The following is an 18,625-nucleotide window of genomic DNA, read 5'->3' on the forward strand; positions in this document are numbered from 1 at the left end:
TCTGTGAATTTGTAGCGATCCTGAGTCATCGTTAGCTGTTAAATCTTTTTGCATTATGAATAATGCTAAATCTATTTTGCTCATTGATTATGAAGCAAGCGTCCGCGCAGTGCTTCACACTTGTTTGAGTGAAATTGGCGGTTGGAATGTAATAGCCGCTGCTTCTTTTGAAGAAGGATTAGCATTATTGTCAACTCGAAAACTTGATGCCGTTATCATGGATAACGATCGAGCAAAAAGAGCCAGCATAATATTTGTTCAAAAACTAAAAGAAAATCCTTTAACCCAATCAATCCCAATTTTGTTGATTACCTATAAAGCAAGTTGGTATACCCCGCAAAATTTACGAGATATGAATTTTGTCGGTGCGATCGCCAAACCCTTCGATCCAGTCCACCTACCAGTACAAATCTCCCAACTACTTGGCTGGAATTCCTCTGTCATATCATGAGAAACTTTCTTGAGACTCAAGGGGACTGGGGACTGGGGACTGGGGACAAGGGGACTGGGGACTGGGGACTAGGAGAGTTTTGAGTTTTAAGTTTTGAATTGAGAGAGTTTTAAGTTAAGAAGTTTTTTTGCTCCCCTGCTCCCCTGCTCCCCTGCTCCCCTGCTCCCTGCTCCCTGCTCCCCTGCTCCCCTGCTCCCCTTGCCCTCTGCCTTTAAGCTAAACCCAAAACCTTGCGTAACAAAGCTTGATCTTCCAACTTAGCAGATAAGCGTCCTTTTTCTAAATCTCTGATCCAACTTTGGCTTTTTCCAGTCATTTTTGCCAAATCTCTTTGAGACATACCTTGACGTTTTCTGGCTGCTAAAATTTGTTCGGCAGACAAAACTACTTGCTCATTTTGTTTGGTTCTTTTAATTCGGTTGGTACGCTTTTTCTTGTCATCCTCGCTGTTTTTTTGTTCCCAACCTACAGGCAATTCAAACCACAAAATTCGCGCATTCATCAAGGAATTCCATTTACCACGAGGGCCAATATCAGTAATCCGAGAATCGCTTCCTCCATCATTAATCCAAAAGTCTAAAGCATCATCGGCATCATCAGGAAGGTCTGATAATTTCGCCCAAAGTGGTTGAATCTCTGGGGGATAAGTTACCGGATCGAATACGGGTTTAATTCCATAATGATTCAGACATTCTAAGTCGCTTTCAAATGTTTTCAATAACCTCTTTCTTTCTTCCCGCATTTGGGTTGCTAAAGCGACTTTTTCTTCTCCATAGGCAATCCGCATTAATGTGGGTACAGTGATTCGTTGTTCTTTGCCCATTTTGGCTTTAAACAACAGCCATAACATCATTCTTGCCGCACCTTCATGTTGCTGCCAAATACTCATAACGTTGGTTAACAGAGATTTGGGCAAAATGCCGTATTGATAAAAAGCGGTGCGTTCTTTACAACCTTGTTTGTTGAGGAAATATTGTGCCCAAATTCCCGCCCGAATTTTGAAGGTTAATCCTACTAGATATTTGCATCCTAATTCATCTTCTTGGAAGTGATGCTGAATTTCTAGTAAGTGCCATAATCGAGTTCCGTTAACAGAAAACCCATTGATTTTTCCTTGTTTAGGCCAATCTATGGAAGCGGTAATTAAGCAAGGTTGAATGGCAATTTCTCTGATTAATGCGAGTTTGAAAGCTTTACTTAAGTCTTTGCGTTTATCCAAACCTAAGTATTCTTCTATTTGTCTGTCATTAATCAGAAATTCTTGCTGCCAGGGTTTTTCTAAGGCGGTGGCATGAGCGGCATATATTAGGTGCATACAAGCGGCGCGAATGTCTAGGGATTCGATCGCTTTAACTGCTTCTTTCCCCGTTAATATTGTTGCTTCATCAGAAAAGCCTTCGGTAATTTTTAATGATATTCCTCCTCTGCCTCCATTGATCGATCGCTCGTAACATGGCTCTCCCGAAGCTTCTACTTTCCAAGGTAAAGATTGCCTTTGCGCTAATAAATTACAGAGTTCCCAAATTAAAATCGAAGAAGCAAAGGGATTATTTCTTCCATTAGCAAATAAGTCCGGGTTAGTTATCGGTCTAGTTTCCGCTTTGTACCTGCCCTTCTTCGGTTCTGACGGTAAAGGACAGTCAATTGGGCAATAAGTTAGACATTGGGCTTCTGGATAGTATCCTTCACAATTATTGCAAAGACTAGGGTCAATCCAATAATCGTCACTCACCACTTTAATTGCATCAGTTGGGCAGTGAGTTCGACAACTATCACATTTCACACAAGAACCAGGGATTTTGTATGCCATAAGCCAATCACATTTCTTCTCAGCAAGACACCGACAATATCAACTTTTTATCGACTGATCTCACCTGAAGTTTTATTTAGTTATTTCCTATAAAGATATCGAACTAAAATTTTATGTTTGTTCATCACAAGCTATTTAATAAATGTTTAACAACTATTAATAACTTCAGGTTTTGAGCATTATGAACTATTTCAATGCTTTTACATATAAAAAGTAAGCTAACTATCTTTTATGTTTTGTTCATAAAGAACATTTCCGCCAAAGATTACAAAAATTTACATAGTAACTAAAGGTTTCAGCATCGATTTTAAACTTGATAATAATTCCTGATTAAGATAAAAAAATATTTGGCACCTCGGTTTCTGTCAAATTTTTTACAATAAGAAACCGAGGTTTTTATAGAGAATTAATGTGAAAATTAGAAGCGATCGCCAATGACTACAAACACTTCATTACCACCGCGATCGTTCCAACCGAACTCAAACCGGATCAAACCAAAAGGACTGCGAGCGTGTAAACCAAAACCGTAACCCAAACCATCCCCAGGTTTATCTCGGACTACCGCAGGTTTACCCGTGACATCATCAGCAGTACCCAAATCAGAACCGTAGTCTACAAACAGACTTCCCGACACATCAAAAGGTTGACGAAAAGCGCTAAAAGAAAAGATTGGGAAGCGGTATTCAGCTGTAGCTTGAACGAAACTGCGACTAGTAGTAACTTCGCCTTTACTGTAACCGCGTACTGAAGATGAACCACCTAAAATAAAAGCTTCATAAGGTGGAACATCACCTAACATAGTACCTGTTTGGAAATTTAAAATGAAAGTTTGCGGGCCTTGTTTAAAATTCAACAACCTCACGGGGAAAAATTGCGAGAAATTACCAGCAAATCTGGTATAATTAATATTGGAATCTCCCACAGGGAAAGATTGATCGAAGCCAAATTTGATTCGAGTACCCTTAGTAGGATAACTAGGCACATCAGTGTTATCATACAAACCAGCAAAGTTCAAAGTTACTAAAACATCAATTCCATCATTACTAAAAGATAACTTGTTACCTAATTCATCTCGCGAGAAGACATCAGAAGTAAAAGCTCCATCTCGAATTGCTACTCGTTGATAATTGAATCCTGCCGCAATTTTCAGTTGAGGGAATATACTTTGGAAATACTCGATACCTCCACCCAAGCGATCGACCCAAGGTTCATCTCCCCCCCGTAATTCTACCTCCCGTTCTCCCTCTTCAAACGCCGGAACTCGCGATTGTTGACTAAAAAAATTAATAGAAAAAATCCCCGGTAAAGTTCCCGGTGCAATACTGTAACTGATGTCAGCACCAATTAATTGAAAACCACCAACTGCTTCGAGTAGCAACCTTTGATTGTCGCCAATTTTTTGCTGTACGTATCCTGCGATCGAAATACTTGGTAAAACGGTTGATTCAGCAGCTACAACTGTTTGACGAGTTGGCCCTTTTAACGCTGTTGGTTCTCCGATAACTGAACCAAAACCGAAACTGAAAGCTCTATCTCCTGGAAAAAGAGGTACATTAAATCTGCGCTCCGTAGTTCCAGGTTGAGCATTATTACCGGGAGTATCCTGTGCAGTTTCTCCAGTTTGTGATTCGGGACTATTAGGCAACAAATCGACAGCAGTAGTCGAGAATTTTTCTAATCGGGGATGAACTAACCCATCGAAATAACTTGCTTCTACCAACAAATCTGTCCAAGACAAATCTTGACTCCAGCTTGCAGTTGTAAACAATAGGTTGGCAGAGGCAGTACCTAAAAACAGGAATAATGGTTGTATAAAAGACTGGTTTGACTTAGGCATTGAGTTTTTCCTCACACTTGCCAAATAGAATAACATTCACCAACGCTAAAGTGAGTTATTATTTACACTCCGGGGTTTAAACTCAAGGATTTTCAGCGTTATTTTTATAATTTTTTATAAGATAGAAGAATGCTAGAACTTCATTGTCACACAACTTATTCCGACGGCACTCTTACACCAGCTGAACTCGTAAAAAAAGCTGCCCAAACTGGTGTAAAAGTGCTGGCAATTACCGATCACGATACCGTTTCTGGTTGGGATGAAGCAATTGCTACAGCGATTAACTACGAAATAGAAATAGTTCCAGGTATCGAACTGAGTACCGTACACAACGATCGCTCTTTACATATTTTGGGTTTTTATCCTAACCCAGATTTAATCCGTCCCGCATTACAAGAACGTTTAGCAGGAAGAAAACGCCGTGCTGCTCAAATGGTAGCGAGTTTAGCTGCACTGGGTTATCACATTGAAATGCCAGAACTGGGTGCAGAAATGGCACCCGGAAGACCACATATTGCAGCGGCACTAGTGAGAGCGGGAATAGTAAAATCATCTCAGGAAGCATTCGATCGCTGGTTAGGAGATGACAAACCTGCTTACGTACATTACGAGAAATTTTCCATCCAAGAAGGCGTTTCTTTATTGCGGGAATGTGGCGCTGTACCCGTATGGGCACACCCCTGTTTATTTCGTGGTGGCGTAATTTCTGAAGTCCTCAAAGAATTAGTTGAGGCAGGTTTAATGGGAGTGGAAGTTTATCATCCGAACCAAAATTCCAGAGAGCAAAAGATGCTGTTAGAATTATGTGCTGAATATGGTTTATTGGTAACTGGTGGCAGCGATTATCATGGCCCAAATCTGGAATCTAGAGAAGAGGATCGATCGCTTAATCATTTGCATTTACCGATAGAATTACTAACACCTGTCAAAACAGCCGCAGCAACTTTATATCAGGATTTAAGGATGAAAGGATTTCAAGATTTTTGATCGGGATTTACAGATTTTTAAGACTACAGAAAATCCTGAAATGTTTTAATCTTGGAAATCCTGATAAAGTTTTGAGTTAAGAAGTAAATAACTTATTGAACGTCCCTTCGCCCCTGAAGCCACTCTGCCTTTAAGTCTATGAAAGCTGATATTTTGGTAATTGATGATACGCCAGAAAACTTAAATCTTTTGTCTGCCATGCTGACAGAACAAGGTTACAAAGTTCGCAGCGTGACTAAAGGTTCTACAGGATTAAGAGGGGCACAAGCTGCGCCACCCGACTTAATTTTGTTGGATGTAAATATGCCGCAAATGAACGGTTATGAAGTGTGCGAACAGTTAAAAAAAGACGATCGCACTCGTGAAATACCAGTAATTTTTATTAGTGCTTTAGGAGATGTTTTAGATAAAGTCAAAGCCTTTGCGGTTGGTGGAGTAGATTACATTACTAAACCTTTTCAAGTAGAAGAAGTTTTAGCCAGAATTGAAACTCACCTAACAATTTGTAAGTTACAAAAAGAACTAAAAACTCAAAATTCGCTATTAGAACAGGAAATTAGAGAGCGAGAAAAAGCCGAAGAAAAATTTAGTAAAGCATTTCGTTCTAGCCCTAACCCGATCGCGATCGCTACATTAGAAGAAGGTAAATTTATTGATATCAATCCCAGCTTTTTAAGAATGAGTGGTTATTGCCAAAAAGAAGTAATTGGACATACCTCTGCTGAATTAAATTTAGGGATTCCTCAAGAAATTTACGAACAAGCTTTACAACAATTATCAGAAACCGGATCTTTGCAAAATCAAGAATGCGAATTTCGCACCAAAAATGGAGAAATTAGATCTGTATTATTATCAGTAGAATTAATCGATTTAAGCGGAATTCCCTGCACTTTAAATATAGTCAATGATATCACCGAACGGAAACGATTGGAAAATGAGTTTATCTCTTTAGTCAGTCACGAACTCCGCACGCCCTTAACTTCTTTAATGGGTTCCTTAGACATTCTCTGCGCCGGGAAATTAGGAACTCTAACAGCCCAAGGACAAAATGTTTTAAGAATTGCGATTACTAATACTGAAAGATTGATTCGGTTAATTAATGACATCCTCGATTTAGAAAGGATGAAATCGGGCAAAATTGCCATGCAAAAAATTAAATGTAGTGCGGCGAAAATCCTCAATCAAGCAGTAGAATCAATGCAAGCATTAGCCGATCGAGCGCAAATCAAATTAATCGCACAAACTTTAGAAGTAGAAATGTGGGCAGATCCCGATCGCTTATTACAAACCTTCACCAACCTACTCAGCAATGCCATTAAATTTTCTGAATCTGGTAGCAATGTTTGGATTAATACCGAACTGAAAAAAACAGAAAATCCTCAATTTGACTTCATTTTATTTACAGTTAAAGACCAAGGTAGAGGCATCCCTGCTGATAAATTACATCTAATTTTTGAACGTTTTCAACAAGTAGATGCCTCCGACTCTCGCAAAAAAGGTGGAACAGGATTAGGACTAGCTATTTGTCGCCATATCGTCGAACAACACGAAGGCAAAATTTGGGCAGAAAGTGTTTTAGGTGAAGGTAGTACATTTCACATTTTATTACCCTGTGAAAAAACTTAAATATCACCGATCGGAATAATTTTTCCCGCAATATCAGATGGTAATACATTCACCGCATAAGCGAGAATCGTACCATTATTAAATTCAATAGAGGTACCCTTAACAATACCATCTCTATTTGGGTCAATATCTACACCAGTTAAATCAATTAAACTCTGTCTAATTGTCGTTGGAGTTATCTCAGGAATATTAGCAATACCCGGAATAGTGGTTATTAAGCTTAAAGAAATATCCAGAGGTCTAAGAGTGAAATTTGCTTCTGTAAATCCACCCGTCACACCTATAATGTCACTAGAATTATCAAAGTCTAAAATAATATCCAAATTGTTAGGATCGGTTAAAACAATATCAGTTCGTAAAGCAAATAAATCAGCACCTTGTCCACCTACTAACACATCTGTACCCAAATCTCCAACTACCACATCATTGCCATCTTCTCCACTTACTAAATCTGCATCTTTACCACCTCGAACCACATCATCTCCAGCACCTCCAAACACTAAATCTTCACCTAAATTACCATTTACTTGGTCGTTACCAATACCACCGAAAACTCGATCTCTACCTTTTCCTCCTAATACTAAATCATTGCCTCCTCCGCCTTGAATAGTATCATCACCTTGATTACCGTTAACAATTTCTGCGTCGGTTGAACCGATGACAAAATCATTCCCTTCCAAAGCAACTAATCCGATCGGTAAACCTGCAAGTAACCCAGGAGTCATTTGCAAAAAATCATCGCCTGGAGTTAGAAAATAGTAACCAAATTCAGATGCTGGCATAGTAATATCCTTTTTGTTAGTTTAACTGATTTCGATCGCTAATTCATTATTGAGGCATATAACCTATTATCTAGTAACTTAATACAGAGCGTTCAGTAAAATCCCTTATTAGTTTCCGTAGTTTTCACTAGATAGTAAGTATAACAGAGTTTTAGCATTTAGCAATCCAGACACGACTCCTTTAAAAACCGCTACGCGAGTGGATAATTTAAATATAAAATAATCTTTTACGAGGTAATTTAGTCAAAAATAAATTTAAATTTACCCTAGTTCTTCCCGATTTAGATTTAGATTAGCAAATAATCCAATGCCAACAACTATCAAAAGTATGAACACCCTATTAGTAGAGGACAATTTAATGAGCAAAAATATCCTCATAGTTGACGATGAAGAAGATGTGCGTGCGATCGCTCAAATGGGATTAGAAATGGGTGCAGGTTGGAGTGTCGTAACTGCAAGTTCGGGAAAAGAAGCTTTAGAAATTGCCGCAGACCAAAAACCAGATGTTATTCTATTAGATATGATGATGCCAGATATGGATGGCAGAACTACATTACAACAGTTAAAAGCTAATCCAGCAACTCAACCAATTCCCGTTATTTTAGTCACAGCTAAAGCCCAGAATGGTCATCAAGAAATTTTTGCTAATATGCCAGTAGCTGCTATTTTTGCTAAACCTTTCCGTCCCTTAAAATTAGCTGAACAAATTAGCGAAGCACTCGGCTGGAATGACTAACTTTTTTCGCTCATTTTTTAGATATAAAATAACTAATTAATTTGGTGGTTTGTCCCAATTTCCCTGATTAGTAAAAGACGGAAAATTATCCACACTAGAAACCCCTCGCATTCGATTCATTTGAGTCATAGCCCAGCGAGCCGTTTCTTGCACTTCAGCATCAGGATCGTCAATAGCATGACGTAACAATTGACTAACTTGCGTCATTAATTCATAAATTCTCGTCACATCCCGAATCGCATTCTTCCGCACTTCTGCATTTTCATCTTGTAACGAAATCACCAAAGCACGCTGCAAAGGTTTTAGCGTCCGATGCCCAATTTGAGAAATAGCTTCTAAAATTAAACAACGCTGTTTAGAATCAGCATCAATTAAAGAATTAACTAATGGTTGAATTGCCCTAGAATCTCCCCTTTGCGCCAACTCCCAAATTGCCTTACGTCGCTTCGTAGGGTCTGGACTTTGTAAATCTTTAATTAACTCATCAACAATATTAATTTTAGGCAGACGAGTAGTTTCTTGTACCTCTAAATCACTATCTGTCGCCACCGATTTAGATTCTGTTGTAGATTCCAATTTAGGCTCCGATTTAGGTTCATCTTCCCCGGCAGTTAATATATGGTTAGCGTGACCATTTTTATCTGCTTCCGTTGGTTTTATTTCCAGAACCTCGATCGCAGAATTCCCAGGCTCATAAACAGGAATTTGCTGATTTTCCCCTATTTCTGCTATAGTCTCCTGCTCACTTTCCTCAGCTTCAATCTCAGAACTTTCTGTCTCGGAAGCTTCTTCAGGCGGAACTTCCCAATGTTTGAGAATATAAAGCAAGCCTCCCGCAATAATCACTAAAAATACCCCAGAACCCATCCAAAACAAAGGCCACTTCGACGATGATTTTTTCCCAGAATTTGTTTTGGGTTTAGGAGTAGGAGTAGACTTCGTTTCCCCAAGATTCTGCAATAACTCAATAGGAGCCGAGTCTCCTCCAGGCTTCGGCGTATTATTTTGAACTTGGATAGTTTCTAAAGGAAATCGGGGTGCTGCTGACGCTACCGTAGCGCCAGAAACAAGGCTAAAGCAAGAAGTACAGGAGAGCAAAACAAAAGCCAGACGTGAGGGCATCATAAACTAACTTCGGGTTAGAAAGGGCAGCTAACATCAGTCATTAACGTAAACGACTTTAAGCTAGTTCAATCCTAATCTGCCATCTCACCAGAAACACATTCTGGTTGCCTTAGCTTATAACAATTTCTCCAAGTTTGTACAGATTTCGCAAATTAGGATTGAGCAATTGCAGAAGATTCGCCTGGAAACTTGGAAGCTCGTTATGCCGAGATGCCTTGTTAGCAGAGCTAATCTGAATCATCTCGATCACGCAGAATGGCAATAAGGAGCTAAATGAAATCACCTGTACTGGACAAATTCATTTTCATTGAGCGCCAACTGTGACATGATTGGAGCATACAACTTCGACGAAACCTCGTTTTAGGAGAAAATATCTCCCTTATAGGCAGGGCTGTTTCACGCTAAGGTTTAATTTTGGCTCGTTTTGTTTTCAAACTCTCTCCCAATGGGCAAAACAGGCTTTTTGAATAATTTCAGCATTTTTACTAGAAATTATCCGCTAAACACCTCACTACGGAAGGGTTAGAGAACTGGAAAAAATTAGCGTGAAACAGCCCTGCCTTGATAAGGGGGGTTGGGGGGATCTCACATCTTTCCACTCGACATAATGTTCGTAGTTTGCGCCGATCGATCCTGCTGCTGCTCGTGCCCTGGATGCAGCTATCATTAATTGGTTGTAATAAAATAGCTTTTCTGCGCCTTCGGGTTGGCTAGCATCTCGTTGGTTGGAATATTTTAACAGGTCGCCTATTGCTTCGGTGATCGGGTTATCCAAGTTGGGGCTTTTACACTCGATAACTACCAGGGGAATACCATTAACAAATAGCACGATGTCGGGGACGATAAAACCTCTGTCGCCTTCTGCCCAAGGGGGGTCTACTCGATATTGATTGATAACTAAAAAATCGTTAAGGTGAAGATGTGCGGGGTCAAAATCGATAAATTGAATGGTGACATCTTTGCCATTTTGCCCTTCTACAACTGTGCCTTTTACTAATAATTCTGTAGCGGCTTGGTTGGCTTCCATTAGTTTCTGGGAAGCGAGGCGTTCTAATTGACTGGCTGCGGCGTTTACTTGGGTTTCGTCAAGCCATTCGTTGCCGTTTTCGTCTAGGTTGATGCGTTTGATTGCGGCTTTGAGGCGGTTAATTATCAGGATTTGTTTAAAGCTTTCTCGTTCTGTGATTTTGGGGTCGTTCCAATCCCCTTCGATGTGTTGCCAACCCATGCTTTTTAGTGTGAGTTGGTCAATAGTCGGTTTTTCAGAGTGGATATATTCGGGGGTTTCTTTGTACATTGCTTAAGGCAAGGGTGGAACGGAAAAGTTGGTAAATAACTGCACGTTATAAGGTGCGGTGGCGAGAGTATTGACTAATTTTTGATCTAATGTGAGTAAAGGGGCGCTGACTCGGTGAGAAAGCGCAACATAAGAAGCATCATAAGCGGAAATTCCGTAAGCTATGGCAATATTAACGGCTTCTTCCATTAGTTCAGCCATAGAAACAAGTTGCAGAGGGAAAGTTTTCAGGGTAGCTAAGTCTGGGGGAACATCCGCAGCAGCGTAAAGTCCGGCGCGAACATATTTCCAAAAGATATTTGCGATTTCAATATAAAACAGATCTGGAATGAAGAATTCTGTTTGAGGAATAGCGAGGTGGGCGAACAGTTGATAAACTTTTGGGGTTAAAGGATCGGGTACAAATCGCTTAATTCCCACACTCGCATCAATAACGCATCGTAAGGGCGTTGTCATCTATCTCGATCCTCTCTGAGTAAAGCGTTACTATCAAGCCATTCAAGATTTGCAGCACGACGTTTTTCTAGTCTTTGGTCGATTTCTGCTTGCAGTTTAGGGACTGCTTGGCGGCGTTCTTCCCAGGTGGGATCTGTTTCGGGAGAGATGAGAAATTTTAGGGGAGGTTGGGGTTTTTGTACTGCTTGTTTTAATAGGTTGATGATTTGTTCGTTGATGGTTTGATTGTTTTGGCTGGCAAGTTGTTGCAGTTGTGCCATTAAGTCTTCGGGTAGGTTTTCAATGGTGAGTGTTGCCATAATTTACCTCTTTGGTTTGGGTTAGTTTTTGATTTGATTGACTCGCATTTTTCCGGTTAATAGGTCGTGCATTAGTCCTTGTTTTTGGAGCTTAAGCTTATCGCGGTAGGCTTCTTCTGCATAAAGACGATTGTTGTAAATTCTTAAAGCTTTAATAATTCGCTTCTGCTCATCAATTGGTGGCAAAGGAATTAAAAATTCTCTAATTTCTTCGAGATGTAAGTTGACAACAGTCATTTGTTTAGAGCGAATTCTAATTTGCTCTATAACTACAGGAGATTGCAACATTTCAACTAAATACCAACAATTTACTAAAGTTGCGATCGGCTTGATTAAACACAAACTAACAAATATACTGAACTTTTGCTCCCAGTCGATAACTTTTGTGACCCCGATAGTACCATTTTTAGAATAAAGTATATCTCCCAATTCAGGGTTACATCTTGTATTTATAGTACGGTGTTCTTGGGAAGAAATTTTCTTGACATTATCAAAATCAATTTTAATAGATTGTATGTCGGTAACACGCAAAAAAGGAACGCCTTCTTCCAAGTAATTCGGTGTAAAATGCGTACCGTCAATAACTTTGGAAGTAATACTCTTTAAATCTTTTACTTCCCAATCTTTAGGAATTCGTCCCAGTGGTGAGTCTTTGAATTGTTCGGGGTGTTGTGTCGCATCCCTCAATTCCCCATTCTCATCTAACCCCCGTGTGAGTAAGTCGTGCAGGAGTCCAGCTTGCATCTGCTTGAGCTTGGCGATTAGGGTGGTGGTTTGTGCGATCGTTGAGTCGATCGTGTCTAAGATCTCAGCAATTCTTTTTTGTTCGTCAAAAGGCGGTACTAATATTGATAAAGTCTTTTGTAAAGTAATACCAATATATGAGCGCGTTGATTGAGCAGAGAGTACTTCAAGCCTATGCTGAAATAGAGGCGATTGGAAAAACCAAAATAGAAACTTTTCTGATAACTTCTCGCCTTCAGGTATTCGATAATATGTAACTTGAGGAGTTAGCATAAGATGTTGAAGCCAATTAGGAACAATAGCTGTTAAACCAATGGTTCCTTTGTGGCTTACTAGAACATCGCCAGGACGTGCAAATCCTACTCTTAATGATTGATATTTCTCCCAAGTAATCTTATGGCAATCTGCTATATTAATTTGTCCATTTACTAAATCCTTTGCCATAACAAAGGGAATTCCTTCACTTACGAAGTCATCATTTTTAGGATGAGCTTCTCCATGATTACCATCCTGTACATCGACAATCAAACCATTTTGTAGACAATCATTGATGGTTAAATAATTCCAGTCATGCGGAATTCTCCCAACTGGTGAATCCTTAAACTCCTCAGTTTTAACCAAAGTCTCACGCATACCCCAACCCACTAACAAACTTAAGCGATGCTGCTAAATCTCAATGTCATCATCAAACTGTCCAGGTAAATCGATCGCAATTAATAAAGCTTTATTTAGTTGTGCGATCGCTGCCTCTGAAAGACTTCCCCGAAATCGCAATAAGCGAGATTTTGACAGTACCCTTATTTGATCTGCCATTGCAATTGAATCTCTAGTTAATCCGCCATCAGGTGCTTGAATTAAGACCTGAGTTGAAAAAACTCGTTTTAGCTGTGTATAGCTAGTACAGGGAACAGCCAACACTACCGGACTGTTAGTATTAATAACATCGCGACTGACGATAATCACTGGGCGAATTCCTCCCTGTTCCGAACCTTCTGTCGGTTCTAAACGAGCATCATAAACATCACCCCTTTTCATATTCAGACTCTCCTATTTGCCATGCTTCCCAACTAGCATTAGCAAATTCAGCTTCCATTTGTAATACTTCCGTCTGATATTCAGGATCGTTAGCCATTTCTGCTAACTCTGCATCAATTTCAGCACGTTTTATTGCTGCCAATTCTTTACGCAAAGCCCTAGCAATCAGTTCATTTCTACTCTTAGCTTTTCCTGCTTTTACAACCTTCTCAGTTGCTTCCAAAAGCTGAAATGGTAACGCCACATCATTGAGAATAATTAAGTTTTCCATAATTTACATTCACTAAATTTTCAACTATGTTTTGGTGACGGCATTAGTTTAAGCATACCCCAACCCACTCAAAAACTCACTCAAATGCTTCGCCGCTGCATCCCGTTCCGTTTCAATATCCTGCAAAGTCACCCGATACTTATCCCACCAATTCTCTACCGTCGCAATCACCTGCTGACGGTGCGCCGTGACATATCGCTCTAATTCAGCCGTTAACCCATCCTCGAAAGTCGCTAACACCAACCTCTGACAATCTTCATCCGTCAAAGTCGCCCGTTTAGCCTCCAAACGTTTCACCAATTCCTTCTTTAGTGTCCGCAGTTTTCCCTTCGCTGCCGCTAACTGCTTTTTCATCTCATTATAAGGTTTCAATTGTTCCTCAATTTCGGCAATTTCCGCTTCAGCCAACCCCAAAGATTGCTCAATCTCGGCAATTTTATCCATATACAACAAAGACGATTTTTTCAAAGTTTTTAGTTCCTTTTTCGGTTCCTTAATCGTCGCTTTCAGCGTCTTTAATCTTGTCTCCAATTCCTTGACAAAATTAACCGCTTCTGCATCATCTTCACTGGCTTCTGCCTCATCAACTTCTGCATCTTCCCCCCGTTCAAAGGCTTCTTTTTGCTGCTCTAACTCCGCAATTCTCGCCTCAGCATCGGCAATTTCCTGCAAATAATCCGGCATCAACCGCACCACCAACTTATGATTAAGTGGGTCGAATTTCGTCTGATTTTTCTGCTCTTCTTCATCCTCTTCCAAAGCATCCCGAATCGTATCCACCCAACTATCAACTAATCCGCCAAAATCCGATTCTGATAAGGTTCTGAGTTCATACTTCACCTCATCCCACCAACTCGCCACTACCCCCGCAACTTTGAAGCGATCGAGCAATCCTACAGGTTCCAAACTATCAACAAAAGAGCGTAAAAACTCCCCCCGTAACTCCATCACTTTCTTAGTTTTTGGCAACTCGCCCAAACTTGGTGAATGAAGTTGCCACCAAGCTGCAAAAACACTATAAAGTTTGCCTTCTTGTTGTTGAACGCCAGCATCAGATTCAATAAAATTTTTAATCTGCCCTCTTTCCGTAATTGAGGCAATAAAATTTAAATAATCCATTAACAATGCTCCACTAAAATCCTAGTTGGAGCGAATCCATGCGCCTCTAACAATGGACGCTTTGCCTCTATTTCAACTTTAGGAATTCCCCCCAATAAATGAGCCTTCACATCCTGCGGTTCTGGCGGTGGCGCGTTATCCGCATAGCGGCGAATATTGCAGTTATAATCATTTTCTGCCAATTCCTGCTTTGTCACCACAGCCGAACAAATCGGGAAAAACAAAATCTTCATTTCGCAACCGATACTTATTAAAATGTCGAATTAATTCGCCTAGTTTCTGATCGGGAATCCGACTTTTTCCCACCTGACGATTAAAATTAATGTGGCTTAATACTCCCGATAAAGCTTGGTTTTTATCTTCCAAATCTCCTAAAGCTTTATTCAATCCATTAGCTACTTTTTCATGTAGTTCATCCCGAAGATAAGCCCATCGCGCTTTTTCCGGGACAAAAAAAGCCTCTTGGTAACTAATGGGATCTTCCGCCCTCATTTTCGCCTCTTCCGGCGTGCGTCCCTTCTTATTCAGATTTTCTTGAATAATCTGCTCATAACGTTGCTCAAACACATCGGAAGCACGTTTGAGGAATAGCATCCCAAAAATATACTCTTTGAACTCCGACGCATCCATCTTGCCCCGCAGGATATCAGCAGCAGCAAACAGATGTCGTTCCAGTTGTGGCAGAGTCAACTTACCCATAATAAAGATACTTAAACTTAAATACAAAATATTTCCGATAAATGCGATCGCACTTACCTACCCAGCCTACTAGCAACCTGCTGATGTATTCGATCTAACCACAACGGAATCACAGGCTGACCAGATTTTAAAGAAGCGATCGCCTTCTCCAAATCAAACTCTACCAGTTGGAGCGATCGCTCTTGCTGATCCCACGACAACATAAACCGCTCTCGTGAAGCCGGATGAGTAAACTCTGGCTGCTTCTGGTGCAACTGCATTACAGTCATCGCCGCCGTGTCAAAGCCGGGAAACAGAAATTCAAATTCAACGCTTAATAGAACAGTTGTCTGCCAGAATTCCCAAAGGACGGGATTTAACTAATGCTAAGTGGTTAGAGATATTAGCGATCGCTACTGAAAATGCCCCTGAAAATGAAACAGAAGCAAAGTCATGGCAAAACAAACTTTTAAGAAAATCCGCCACTGTGCCATTTCCAGTCAGTTATGAAACTAACGAAGAAGAGATACAATTAGAGTAACCTCTTAGCCTTTAGTTTGAAGTTTGGAAAAGTGTTTAACACCTTCGTTACATATTGTCAGCACACTTTTTTTAAGGACTTTAATCTGGCAAAGCGGTCATTAATTTGTCAATGCGGACACGAATTTGTCAACGCGGACAAATAAAGTGGCAATCGACAACAACAATCGGGATGACAGGATTTGAACCTGCGGCCCCCTCGTCCCGAACGAGGTGCGCTACCAAGCTGCGCTACATCCCGAAATTAACAAATCGGCTTTTTTATCATATCACAGTTAGGGGACTGGGGACTGGGGACAAGGGGACAAGGAGACAAGGGGAGAAAGAGAAGCGATGATTTTTCCTTTGTTTGCATTATCTCTCCTACACAAATCAATTTCTCTGTTGACCATGAATTAGCCCTGGGAGGTAGGGGGAGTAATATAAAAGAATTTAGATAGTTAAATTATTTTCCCCCATCTCCCCATCCCCCCATCTCCCCATCTCCCTATCTCCCTTCTGCTATGATGAATTCTGATTAAAGCGATCGACAGTAAGAGGCAATTGTGGTAGTCAAGCCAGAATGGTTGCGAGTAAAAGCGCCACAGTGGGAGCGTGTTGGCAGCGTTAAGGAGATTTTGCGGGATTTATCCCTCAATACTGTTTGTGAAGAAGCATCTTGTCCGAATATTGGCGAATGTTTCCACAATGGTACGGCAACATTCTTAATTATGGGGCCAGCCTGTACGAGAGCTTGTCCTTACTGTGACATTGATTTTGAGAAAAAGCCGAAACCTCTCGACCCTACAGAACCAAAAAGATTGGCAGAGGCGGTGCGACGGCTAAAGTTAAATCATGTTGTGATTACTTCGGTTAACCGAGATGATTTACCTGATGGTGGCGCATCTCAGTTTGTTCGTTGTATTTCGGAAATCCGCGCCACTTCTCCAGGTACCACAATTGAAGTATTAATTCCTGATTTGTGTGGAAATTGGGAAGCACTTGCTCAAATTTTACAAGCTGCGCCAGAAGTTTTGAATCACAATACAGAAACAGTACCCCGTTTATATCGTCGGGTACGTCCCCAAGGGGAATATCAAAGGACTCTGGAGTTACTGAAGCGAGCTTCCTTCGGAAGAGCTTCGCTAACGCGCCAACTAGCCCCCAAAGTTTACACTAAATCCGGCATCATGGTAGGACTGGGAGAAACTGACGAGGAAGTTCGCCAAGTTATGCAAGACTTACGCGCAGTAGATTGCGATATCCTCACCATAGGTCAATACCTACAACCCAGTCAAAAACACCTCCAAGTTGCAGGTTTTGTCACCCCCGAACAGTTCGCCGCTTGGCAAAAATTTGGCGAAAGCATCGGATTTTTACAAGTTGTCTCCTCTCCCTTAACTCGGAGTTCTTACCACGCAGAACAAGTTAGAGCTTTAATGGAAAGATACCCTCGGTAGAGGGACTCTTGGGACTCTTGGGACAAGGAGAATTTTATTAACTCAAAACTCAAAAAATGGAGCTAAAAACTCTCCCAATCCCCAATCCCCAGGCTTCGACGTGAGCGCTCAGCCGAACGTCCCCAATCCCCAGTCCCCAATGAAAACTCAAAACTTAGATGGAAACTAAAATTACAGTTATTGGTGCTGGTGCTTGGGGTACGACTTTGGCTTCTTTGGCTAAAGCGAATGGTCATCAAGTGCGTTTATGGTCGCGCCAAAGTTCGGCAACTCTTGCGGATGTCTCAGCAGATGCAGACATCATAGTTTCTGCTGTTTCCATGAAGGGTGTTAGACCTGTAGTAGAACAATTACGGTTTTTACAGAGGAAGGAAGTAATTTTTGTGACTGCTACCAAAGGTTTAGATCCCTCGACTACCTGTACTCCTTCGCAAATTTGGCAGGCGGCGTTTCCGGCAAATTCGGTAGTAGTTCTGGCTGGGCCAAATTTATCTAAAGAAATTCAAGCGGGACTACCCGCAGCTACAGTAGTTGGCAGTAAAGACTTGACAGCGGCTAAACTGGTACAAATACTGTTTAATTCCACTCGGTTTCGGGTTTACACTAATGATGACCCTTTGGGTGTGGAGTTGGGTGGTACGTTAAAAAATGTGATGGCGATCGCAGCTGGTACTTGTGACGGTTTACAATTGGGAACTAACGCCAAAGCAGCACTCGTGACTCGCGGACTCGCAGAAATTATCCGTATCGGCAATCACTGGGGAGCAAAAACTGATACATTCTATGGTTTGTCAGGATTAGGCGACCTCCTCGCCACCTGCAACAGCCCTTTAAGTCGGAACTATCAAGTTGGTTATGGATTAGCGATCGGGAAAAACCTCACAGAAATTTTAACCCACCTAGAAGGAACAGCCGAAGGAGTAAACACCTCCCAAGTCCTAGTTCAGTTAGCCAATGAACAAGGAATTTATATACCTATCTCCGCCCAAGTCGATCGCTTACTCAAAGGAGAAGTCACCCCACAAGCAGCCGTAAACTCGCTCATGCTGCGAGATGTCAAACCAGAAACAGATCTATCCTTATAACTATCTCTTGAGTTCCTTTGTTTATCATAGTTAATTATGTTTTAGAGCTTTCCGTAATATATCTTCAATAAACTTATTATCAATAATCAAAAAGCGATCGGGAACTCATCTACCTAGTGATGTAGATTAACTTGTTCTTTGATAGAAGTCACCAAAGACCAAAGTGATATCGCTTTATACTAGCTAACGATACAGGATAACAGCCTCTCAACCGTCTAAGAATTTTCCTAGAATCTGGAGCAAGATTGTTATCTATTGCGTCTATTTTGGGAAAGCTAAATTTAGTGCTACTAAAGACGGTAGTCATC

General features: G+C 40.8%; 21 protein-coding genes and 1 tRNA gene. 7 read left to right on the forward strand and 15 right to left on the reverse strand.

The features are described from left to right. Positions 1–55 precede the first annotated feature (55 nt). Positions 56–451, forward strand: coding sequence for a response regulator (locus ACE1CA_RS15155; protein WP_413275865.1), 396 nt, complete (start codon positions 56–58; stop codon positions 449–451). A 211-nt stretch (positions 452–662) separates the two neighbouring features. Here ACE1CA_RS15155 and ACE1CA_RS15160 read toward each other — a convergent pair whose 3' ends face one another. Both ACE1CA_RS15160 and ACE1CA_RS15165 read right to left on the reverse strand, forming a co-directional pair. Beyond that, positions 663–2,261 carry a helix-turn-helix domain-containing protein gene (locus tag ACE1CA_RS15160; protein ID WP_413275866.1) on the reverse strand — a complete coding sequence of 533 codons (1,599 nt, stop codon included), beginning with the start codon at positions 2,259–2,261 and terminating at the stop codon, positions 663–665. A gap of 418 nt (positions 2,262–2,679) precedes the next feature. Next, positions 2,680–4,098, reverse strand: a complete 1,419-nt coding sequence (locus ACE1CA_RS15165) for a BamA/TamA family outer membrane protein (RefSeq protein ID WP_413275867.1) — start codon at positions 4,096–4,098, stop codon at positions 2,680–2,682. Positions 4,099–4,227: 129 nt separating this feature from the next. Between ACE1CA_RS15165 and ACE1CA_RS15170 the strand changes: the two genes are divergently transcribed. Both ACE1CA_RS15170 and ACE1CA_RS15175 read left to right on the forward strand, forming a co-directional pair. Continuing rightward, entirely contained in the window at positions 4,228–5,085 is an 858-nt protein-coding gene (locus ACE1CA_RS15170; protein ID WP_413275868.1) for a PHP domain-containing protein, read from the forward strand. A 138-nt stretch (positions 5,086–5,223) separates the two neighbouring features. Further along, on the forward strand, positions 5,224–6,711 hold the full coding sequence (locus ACE1CA_RS15175; RefSeq protein WP_413275869.1) for a hybrid sensor histidine kinase/response regulator: 1,488 nt from the start codon (positions 5,224–5,226) through the stop codon (positions 6,709–6,711). On the opposite strand, the gene ACE1CA_RS15180 is transcribed toward ACE1CA_RS15175, so the two are convergent. After that, on the reverse strand, positions 6,708–7,493 hold the full coding sequence (locus ACE1CA_RS15180) for a calcium-binding protein (RefSeq protein WP_413275870.1): 786 nt from the start codon (positions 7,491–7,493) through the stop codon (positions 6,708–6,710). The genes ACE1CA_RS15175 and ACE1CA_RS15180 overlap by 4 nt on opposite strands. A gap of 358 nt (positions 7,494–7,851) precedes the next feature. On the opposite strand from ACE1CA_RS15180, the gene ACE1CA_RS15185 reads away from it, so the two are divergent. Beyond that, positions 7,852–8,229 (forward strand): response regulator, encoded by a 378-nt coding sequence (locus ACE1CA_RS15185; protein WP_459563550.1) that lies wholly within the window; start codon positions 7,852–7,854, stop codon positions 8,227–8,229. Between the two features lie 36 nt (positions 8,230–8,265). Here the strand turns inward: ACE1CA_RS15185 and ACE1CA_RS15190 are convergent, their stop codons facing one another. The 11 genes from ACE1CA_RS15190 to ACE1CA_RS15240 all read right to left on the reverse strand — a co-directional run bounded on the left by ACE1CA_RS15190 (position 8,266) and on the right by ACE1CA_RS15240 (position 15,477). Then, positions 8,266–9,354: a HEAT repeat domain-containing protein gene (locus ACE1CA_RS15190; RefSeq protein ID WP_413275872.1), complete on the reverse strand. Its 1,089-nt coding sequence runs from the start codon at positions 9,352–9,354 to the stop codon at positions 8,266–8,268. A gap of 511 nt (positions 9,355–9,865) precedes the next feature. After that, positions 9,866–10,651 carry a type I restriction endonuclease gene (locus ACE1CA_RS15195; RefSeq protein ID WP_413277439.1) on the reverse strand — a complete coding sequence of 262 codons (786 nt, stop codon included), beginning with the start codon at positions 10,649–10,651 and terminating at the stop codon, positions 9,866–9,868. A gap of 3 nt (positions 10,652–10,654) precedes the next feature. Then, entirely contained in the window at positions 10,655–11,107 is a 453-nt protein-coding gene (locus tag ACE1CA_RS15200) for a type II toxin-antitoxin system VapC family toxin (RefSeq protein ID WP_413277440.1), read from the reverse strand. Beyond that, positions 11,104–11,406 carry a FitA-like ribbon-helix-helix domain-containing protein gene (locus ACE1CA_RS15205; RefSeq protein WP_413277441.1) on the reverse strand — a complete coding sequence of 101 codons (303 nt, stop codon included), beginning with the start codon at positions 11,404–11,406 and terminating at the stop codon, positions 11,104–11,106. The genes ACE1CA_RS15200 and ACE1CA_RS15205 overlap by 4 nt, the downstream gene beginning before the upstream one ends. A 21-nt stretch (positions 11,407–11,427) precedes the next feature. After that, positions 11,428–12,783, reverse strand: coding sequence for a restriction endonuclease subunit S (locus ACE1CA_RS15210; protein WP_413277442.1), 1,356 nt, complete (start codon positions 12,781–12,783; stop codon positions 11,428–11,430). Between the two features lie 33 nt (positions 12,784–12,816). After that, a complete protein-coding gene (locus tag ACE1CA_RS15215) occupies positions 12,817–13,185 on the reverse strand; it encodes a type II toxin-antitoxin system PemK/MazF family toxin (protein WP_413277443.1) in 369 nt (122 codons plus the stop codon). Then, positions 13,172–13,456 (reverse strand): CopG family transcriptional regulator, encoded by a 285-nt coding sequence (locus tag ACE1CA_RS15220; RefSeq protein WP_413277444.1) that lies wholly within the window; start codon positions 13,454–13,456, stop codon positions 13,172–13,174. The genes ACE1CA_RS15215 and ACE1CA_RS15220 overlap by 14 nt, the downstream gene beginning before the upstream one ends. Positions 13,457–13,504: 48 nt before the next feature. Beyond that, the gene (locus tag ACE1CA_RS15225) at positions 13,505–14,575 is read right to left on the reverse strand and encodes a hypothetical protein (RefSeq protein ID WP_413277445.1); all 1,071 of its coding nucleotides are present in this window, start codon (positions 14,573–14,575) and stop codon (positions 13,505–13,507) included. Continuing rightward, a complete protein-coding gene (locus tag ACE1CA_RS15230) occupies positions 14,575–14,772 on the reverse strand; it encodes a hypothetical protein (RefSeq protein ID WP_413277446.1) in 198 nt (65 codons plus the stop codon). Before ACE1CA_RS15230 ends, ACE1CA_RS15225 begins: the two co-directional genes overlap by 1 nt. Further along, positions 14,744–15,274, reverse strand: a complete 531-nt coding sequence (locus ACE1CA_RS15235) for a type I restriction-modification system subunit M N-terminal domain-containing protein (protein ID WP_413277447.1) — start codon at positions 15,272–15,274, stop codon at positions 14,744–14,746. The genes ACE1CA_RS15230 and ACE1CA_RS15235 overlap by 29 nt, the downstream gene beginning before the upstream one ends. 53 nt (positions 15,275–15,327) lie before the next feature. Continuing rightward, positions 15,328–15,477 carry a hypothetical protein gene (locus ACE1CA_RS15240; protein ID WP_413277448.1) on the reverse strand — a complete coding sequence of 50 codons (150 nt, stop codon included), beginning with the start codon at positions 15,475–15,477 and terminating at the stop codon, positions 15,328–15,330. Between the two features lie 122 nt (positions 15,478–15,599). Between ACE1CA_RS15240 and ACE1CA_RS15245 the strand changes: the two genes are divergently transcribed. Continuing rightward, positions 15,600–15,794: a hypothetical protein gene (locus ACE1CA_RS15245; RefSeq protein WP_413277449.1), complete on the forward strand. Its 195-nt coding sequence runs from the start codon at positions 15,600–15,602 to the stop codon at positions 15,792–15,794. A gap of 166 nt (positions 15,795–15,960) precedes the next feature. Here the strand turns inward: ACE1CA_RS15245 and ACE1CA_RS15250 are convergent. Then, positions 15,961–16,034 (reverse strand) — tRNA-Pro (locus ACE1CA_RS15250). Between the two features lie 304 nt (positions 16,035–16,338). On the opposite strand from ACE1CA_RS15250, the gene lipA reads away from it, so the two are divergent. Together lipA and ACE1CA_RS15260 are read left to right on the forward strand one after the other, a co-directional pair. Beyond that, a complete protein-coding gene (lipA, locus tag ACE1CA_RS15255; protein WP_413277450.1) occupies positions 16,339–17,232 on the forward strand; it encodes a lipoyl synthase in 894 nt (297 codons plus the stop codon). Between the two features lie 158 nt (positions 17,233–17,390). Further along, on the forward strand, positions 17,391–18,317 hold the full coding sequence (locus ACE1CA_RS15260) for an NAD(P)H-dependent glycerol-3-phosphate dehydrogenase (protein ID WP_413277451.1): 927 nt from the start codon (positions 17,391–17,393) through the stop codon (positions 18,315–18,317). Positions 18,318–18,625 lie beyond the last annotated feature (308 nt).

Source organism: Floridaenema evergladense BLCC-F167, from assembly GCF_041929205.2.
In the GTDB taxonomy this organism is placed as follows: Bacteria; Cyanobacteriota; Cyanobacteriia; order Cyanobacteriales; family Aerosakkonemataceae; genus Floridanema; species Floridanema evergladense.